This window comes from Litorisediminicola beolgyonensis, assembly GCF_042679605.1.
Taxonomy (GTDB): Bacteria; Pseudomonadota; Alphaproteobacteria; order Rhodobacterales; family Rhodobacteraceae; genus Litorisediminicola; species Litorisediminicola beolgyonensis.
In genome coordinates, this window is sequence record NZ_JBHTMU010000071.1 from 1 (window position 1) to 6,522 (window position 6,522).

The window sequence follows — 6,522 nt, forward strand, 5'->3', positions numbered from 1 at the left end:
CGCCCGCGAGCGGGAAGCGCTGGCGGGCGCGGGTCTTGGGCGTGCCGTAGCCTGCGAGCGCGGCGGCGGGAGCGCCGTCCGCGCCGGGGATCATCAGCGTGCTGCCGAGGGCGCCGTCGAAGCCAGAGGCCGCGACCCAGGCCTGGACGCTGTCGCTCTGATCGGCTGCCCAGTCGGAGGCGGTGCCTTGAGCGATCAGGTGAAGGGGCAGGGCGTCGGTGTCGGGGGCGGCGAAGCTCAGGGTCATGTCCGGTCCTCGGAAATCTGGCGCGACACTAGCCGCCGGGCGGACGGATTTCGATGCGAAATCCGCGAAAAATCCGGTTCGGATTTTTCCGCCCGAGCGACGCTGTCAGGTGAGGTCTGGAGGCGTCGCTTCCGCTGAGAGCGCGGTCACGATATCGTTGAAGCCCACGACCCGGGTCTGCTTCTCGCCGAGGCGGCGCAGGGTGGCCGTGCGCTCCTCGACCTCGCGATGGCCGATGGCAAGGATCACCGGCACCTTGCCGACCGAATGTTCGCGGACCTTGTAGTTGATCTTCTCGTTGCGGGTATCGGTCTCGCCGCGCACGCCGGCCGCGACGAGCGCTGCGGCGAGCTCTTCGCAGTAGCCGTCGGCCTCAGAGGTGATCGAGGCCACCACGACCTGCCGCGGCGCCAGCCAGAAGGGCAGCTTGCCCGCATGTTCCTCGATCAGGATGCCGATGAAGCGCTCGAACGATCCGAGCACCGCGCGGTGCAGCATGACGGGGCGATGCTTCGCCCCGTCCGAGCCGATATAGGTGGCGTCGAGCCGCTCGGGCAGCACGAAATCCACCTGCAGCGTGCCGCATTGCCAGTCCCGACCGATCGCGTCGGTCAGGACGAACTCGAGCTTCGGGCCGTAGAAGGCGCCTTCGCCGGGGTTCAGCTCGAACTCGCAACCCGCGGCAGACGTGGCGGCCTTGAGGGCGTGTTCGGACTTGTCCCAGACCTCGTCGGCGCCGGCGCGGGTCTCGGGCCGGTCCGAGAACTTGACCTTGAAGCTGTCGAAGCCGAGGTCGCGGTAGATCCCGCTGAGGAAGTCGATGAATTTAGCCGTTTCAGACTCAATTTGGTCCTCCCTGCAGAAGATGTGAGCGTCGTCTTGGGTGAAACCGCGCACGCGCATGATCCCATGCAGCGCGCCGGATGGCTCATATCTATTGCAGGATCCGAATTCGGCCATACGCAAAGGCAGATCCCGATAACTCTTCAATCCCTGGTTGAAAATCTGGACGTGGCAGGGGCAGTTCATCGGCTTCAGCGCATTGATCGCCTTTTCGCGGGCATGCTCCTCGTCCACTTCGACGATGAACATGTTCTCCTGGTACTTCTCCCAGTGGCCCGAGGCTTCCCAGAGCTTGCGGTCGACGACCTGCGGGGTGTTGACCTCGACATAGCCGCCGCGGCGCTGCTGGCGGCGCATGTAATCCTGGAGCGTCGTGTAGACGGTCCAGCCATTGGGGTGCCAGAAGACCTGGCCCGGTGCCTCTTCCTGCATGTGGAAGAGGTCCATCTCGCGGCCGAGCTTGCGGTGGTCACGCTTCTGCGCCTCCTCCAGCATGTGTAGATAGGCCTTGAGGTCGTCGCGGTTCTTGAACGCCACGCCGTAGATGCGCTGGAGCATCGCGCGCTTGCTGTCGCCGCGCCAGTAGGCGCCCGCCACCGACATCAGCCGGAACGCGTCCGAGGGCACCTGGCCGGTGTTCTGGAGATGCGGGCCGCGGCAGAGATCCTGCCAGTCGCCATGCCAGTACATGCGGATCGGCTGGCCGTCATCGGGGATCGCCTGCACCAGCTCGACCTTGTAGTTCTCGCCGGTCTTCTCGTAATGCGCGATAGCGTCGGCGCGCGACCAGACCTCGGTGCGGACGGGATCGCGGGCGGCGATGATCTCTTTCATCCGCGCCTCGATCCGGCCCAGATCCTCGGGCGTGAAGGGCTCGGCGCGATCGAAATCGTAATACCAGCCGTTCTCGATGACCGGGCCGATGGTGACCTTCACGTCGGGCCAGATCTCCTGCACCGCGCGGGCCATGATATGCGCCAGGTCGTGGCGGATCAGTTCGAGCGCGGGGGCGTCGTCCTTGAGGGTGTGGATGTCGATGCGGGCATCGCGCTCGATCGGCCATTGCAGATCCCAATGCGCGCCGTCGATGCTGGCCGAGATGGCCTTCTTCCCGAGCGAGGTCGAGATCGAGGCGGCAACATCGGCAGGGGTCACGCCCGCGTCGAACGAACGTGCATTGCCATCGGGAAAGGTCAGGGAAATCTGGCTCATCGGCCGGCTCCTCGTCGGTTTGGCGCCCACGGAACGCCCGGTTGCGGGTATATGTCGTGGGCGCATCTCTGGCCGCTCGGCGCGCCTGCGTCAAGACGGGGCGGGCAGAGAGAAGATGTTCGAACTTTGTTCTTTTTGTCGCCGGGCCCGTCTGGCAGTCTCCGGGCGGAGATGACACCGAGCGGAGAAGCGCCTCATGCGGACATTCGACGAGATCCTCGCCATCGCCGCCGATCGCAAGGGCGGGGTCGAGGCCGTGCTGGCGGATATCCCGCAGCCGAAGGATGCCGACACGCTCGCCGCCATCCCCGACGACCGCTGGCTCTCGGCAATGGCGCGCGGCGTGTTCTCGGCCGGGATCAGCTGGAAGGTGGTCGAGGCCAAGTGGCCCGAGATCGAAGAGGCGTTTCACGGCTTCGACGTGGGCCGGGTGGCGCTGATGTCCGAGGATTGGTTCGACGCGCTTCTGGCCGACCGGCGGATCATCCGCAGCGCGCCCAAGGTCCGCGCCATTCAGGAAAACGCCGTTTTCGTGCAGCGCGTCTCAGGCGAGAGCGGCAGTTTCGGGCGGCGCATCGGCGACTGGCCGGATACCGATTTCGCCGGGCTCCTGATGTGGCTCAAGGCCGAAGGCGCGCGGCTCGGCGGGGCGACGGGCGCGTATATGCTGCGCGCCATGGGGCGCGACGGCTACATCCTGTCGCGGGACGTCACCGCACGGCTCGTGGCCGAGGGCGTGATCGACAAACCGCCCGGCTCCAAGCGCGCCTGGACCGCCGTGCAGGAGGCGTTCTCGACATGGTCGGCGCAGTCGGGCCGGGGCCTGACCGAGATCAGCCGCGTCCTCGCGCAATCCACCGGCTAGGACGTCCGGTCGCAGGCCGGAACCGCGCCCTGCGCCGGAGGGTTCCCCAGACGCGACCGGTGGAGCGACGGACATGACCCATATCGACGAGAGCCAGATTTACGGCACGCTGACCGACGATGGCGGCGAGGCCAGCGCGCAGGAGGCGCGCAACGGTCTGCGCCACATGACGTCGCTGTCGATGACCAAGGTCGCCGACGGGCTCTTGTCGCCGAAGCTGGTTCTGGCCTGGATCATGAGCGCCATCGGCGCGCCCGCGGTGCTGGTGAGCTTCCTCGTCCCGATCCGCGAGGCCGGCGCGCTCCTGCCGCAGGTGCTTCTGGCCGGTGTGGTCGAGGCGCGCAGACACCGCAAATGGGTCTGGGTCGCGGGCTCGGTCGGGCAGGGCATCTCGGCCGCCGCCATCGCGCTCTTCGCCCTGACGCTCGAAGGCTGGATCGGGGGCATCGCGATCTGCGCGGCGCTCGCGGTCCTGGCCTGTTCGCGTGCGGCCTGTTCGGTGAGCTACAAGGACATCCTCGGCAAGACCGTTGCCAAGACCCGCCGCGGCGCGGTCAAGGGCGTGGCGGGCTCGGCCTCGTCGGCGGCGGTGCTGATCTTCGCGCTGCTCCTCCTGTCCGGCTACCTGCAGGAGATCACGCCGCTCGCCGTCGCGGTCGGCGTCGCCGCGGTTCTCTGGCTGGTGGCCGCCGTCACCTTCTCGACGCTCGAGGAAAAGGCCTCGGACCCCGATCCCGAGAAGGCCGGGTCGATCGACTGGACGCCGCTCCGCGAAGACGCGCAGTTCCGCCGCTTCATCGCCGCGCGGGGCGCGCTGACGGCCACGGCGCTCGCACCGCCCTACCTCGTTCTGCTCGACGGGGGAGAGGGGCAGCTCCAGAAGCTCGGCGCGCTGCTTCTCGCCTCGGCGGCGGCGGCGTTCGTGTCCTCCTATGTCTGGGGCCGGATGTCGGACCGCTCCTCGCGCCGGGTGCTGATCCTGGGCGGGATCGGCGGTGCGCTTTCGATGCTGGCGGCGGTGGGCGCGGATCTGGCGGGCTGGACAGCGGCGCTCTGGGTGACGCCGGTGATCCTGTTCCTGATGCAGATCGCCTATCAAGGCGTGCGGCAGGGCCGCTCCACCTATCTCGTCGACATGGCGCCCGAGGACAGCCGCTCGACCTACGCGGCGCTGGCCAACACCGCGATCGGCCTTTTGCTTCTGGCCAGCGGTCTCTTCGGCGGTCTTCTGAGCGCCGCAGGCCCGCTCTGGGCGCTTGCGGGCTTCGCCGCCTTGTCGCTCGTGGGGGCGCTGATCGCCCGCGGGCTCGACGAGGTCGAGACCGAGGCCGACTGACTTCACGGACGCGCCCGCCCTCGGCCCTTGCGGGGCGGGGCGCGCTCTTGCAGTCTCCGCCCCAACGACCACCGGAGGCCCCATGGCAGAGATTTCCCGCATCACCGGCCCCGAAGGCCACGCTCTCGCCTATGTCAAGACGGAGGGCGCGGGGCCATGCGTGGTGTTTCTCTCGGGCTACAAATCCGACATGGAGGGCACCAAGGCGGTGCATCTCGAGGCCTGGGCCGAACGCGAGGGCCGCGCCTTCCTGCGCCTCGATTATTCCGGGCACGGGGTGTCGGAGGGTCGGTTCGAGGACGGCACCATCGGGCAATGGGCCTCGGATGCCGAGGCGGTGATCTCGGCCGCCACGGACGGGCCGCTGGTGCTGGTCGGCTCGTCCATGGGCGGCTGGATCGGCTGTCTTCTGGCCAAGCGGCTGGCGGCCCGCGTTGCGGGTTTCGTGGGCATCGCCGCCGCGCCGGATTTCACCGAGGACGGGTTCTGGGCGGGCTTCTCCGAGGCCGAGCGCGCGACGCTGATGGAGACCGGCCGGATCGAGCTGCCCTCCGATTACGACGAGCCCTATCTCGTGACGCGCGCGCTGATCGAGGACGGGCGCGAGAACCTCGTGCTGCGCGCGCCTCTGCCGATGGCCTGGCCGGTGCGGCTTCTGCAGGGCACCGAAGACGGGTCGGTGAAGCGCGAGACGGCGCTGGCGCTCTTCGATCACATCGAAAGTCCTGACGCGCGGCTGACCTTCGTGACGGGCGCCAATCACGGGTTCTCGGACCCGGCCTGCCTGAGGCTCATTGAGCAGAGCATCGTCGAGGTCTCGGGATGAGGGGCTTGGCTATCGCGCTGGCGGTCGTGATCCTGATCGTCGCGGGAAGTTTCGCCTGGGTGCGCGTGACCGAGCCGGAACTGCGCCTGAGTTTCGACGAGACGCAGCTCGACGAGGGCATCGACGCCTATCTCGAGGCGGCCGAGGCCGGCATCGCCGACCTGCGCCCCGCTGCGAGAAAGCGCGTCCTCTGGGCGGAAGAGCCGGGCGCGCGGACGCCGCTTTCGGTCGTATATCTGCACGGTTTCTTGGCCAGCGCGGAAGAGCTGCGCCCGGTGTCCGAGCGGGTGGCCGAGGCGCTGGGCGCGAACCTCTATTTCACGCGCTTCACCGGACACGGGCGCGATGGCGCGGCGATGGCCGAGGCGGAGCTGACCGACTGGATGGATGACGCAGCCGAAGCGCTCGCCATCGGGCGGCGGATCGGCGAGCGCGTGCTCCTTGTCGGCACCTCGACCGGGGGAACGATTGCGGCGCTGGCGCTCGCGCAGGATGGCGGGGCCGAGGACGTGGCGGGCGTGGTGCTGATCTCGCCCAATTTCGAGGTCAAGAACCCGGCGGCGACGGTCCTGACCTGGCCCGGCATCTCCTGGTGGGGGCCGCTCGTCGTGGGCGAGACCCGCAGCTTCGAGCCTGCGAACGAGGAGCATGCCGAGCACTGGACGATCTCCTATCCGACCCGCGCGCTCTTTCCGATGGCGCAGTCGGTGGCGCGGGCGGGGCGGATCGACCCGGCGCGTTTCACGATGCCTGCACTCTTCATCTATGCCGATGGCGACGAGGTGGTCGATGCCGACGTGACCGACCGCGTCCGCGCGGGCTGGGGCGGGCCGACGGACCGGATGGAGATCGCGCCCGGGCCGGGGATCGACCCGTCCCTGCATGTGGTGGCGGGCGATATCCTCTCTCCGGCGGCCACCGATCCGGTCGCGGCGCGGATCGCCGAATGGGCCGGGGCGCTTCCCGCGCCGGATTAACCGGGATTTTACCAAGACGCGGGCAATGTGCTGCCGGGGCCTGAGCCACGGAGGCGGAACTTTCATGCTCGATCAGACGGTTGCACAGGATGCGGCGGCGCGGCGCACGGGGCTGATGCGCGCGCTCTGGGAGCGCGGCGATTTCGCCGGACCCGAGGCGCGGGGGCTGGCGCGCGACATCCGCATCTGGACCGGCGCGGGCGAGGCGCAGGGGGC

At 68.6% G+C, this 6,522-nt stretch carries 5 protein-coding genes and 1 pseudogene; 4 read left to right on the forward strand and 2 right to left on the reverse strand.

Annotated features, from left to right (window positions below; all coding sequences use genetic code 11):
• Together ACFQ4E_RS20185 and thrS are read right to left on the reverse strand one after the other, a co-directional pair.
• Positions 1-247: pseudogene (locus ACFQ4E_RS20185) on the reverse strand (leucyl aminopeptidase family protein); the annotation flags it as partial.
• A 105-nt stretch (positions 248-352) separates the two neighbouring features.
• On the reverse strand, positions 353-2,302 hold the full coding sequence (gene thrS / locus ACFQ4E_RS20190; RefSeq protein WP_386806340.1) for a threonine--tRNA ligase: 1,950 nt from the start codon (positions 2,300-2,302) through the stop codon (positions 353-355).
• A 196-nt stretch (positions 2,303-2,498) separates the two neighbouring features.
• On the opposite strand from thrS, the gene ACFQ4E_RS20195 reads away from it, so the two are divergent.
• The 4 genes from ACFQ4E_RS20195 to ACFQ4E_RS20210 all read left to right on the forward strand — a co-directional run bounded on the left by ACFQ4E_RS20195 (position 2,499) and on the right by ACFQ4E_RS20210 (position 6,306).
• Positions 2,499-3,167: a DNA-3-methyladenine glycosylase I gene (locus tag ACFQ4E_RS20195; protein WP_386806341.1), complete on the forward strand. Its 669-nt coding sequence runs from the start codon at positions 2,499-2,501 to the stop codon at positions 3,165-3,167.
• Between the two features lie 73 nt (positions 3,168-3,240).
• Positions 3,241-4,503 carry an MFS transporter gene (locus tag ACFQ4E_RS20200; RefSeq protein WP_386806342.1) on the forward strand — a complete coding sequence of 421 codons (1,263 nt, stop codon included), beginning with the start codon at positions 3,241-3,243 and terminating at the stop codon, positions 4,501-4,503.
• A gap of 82 nt (positions 4,504-4,585) precedes the next feature.
• A complete protein-coding gene (locus ACFQ4E_RS20205) occupies positions 4,586-5,329 on the forward strand; it encodes an alpha/beta fold hydrolase (RefSeq protein ID WP_386806343.1) in 744 nt (247 codons plus the stop codon).
• Entirely contained in the window at positions 5,326-6,306 is a 981-nt protein-coding gene (locus ACFQ4E_RS20210) for an alpha/beta hydrolase (protein WP_386806344.1), read from the forward strand. The genes ACFQ4E_RS20205 and ACFQ4E_RS20210 overlap by 4 nt, the downstream gene beginning before the upstream one ends.
• The last annotated feature ends 216 nt before the right edge of the window (positions 6,307-6,522 follow it).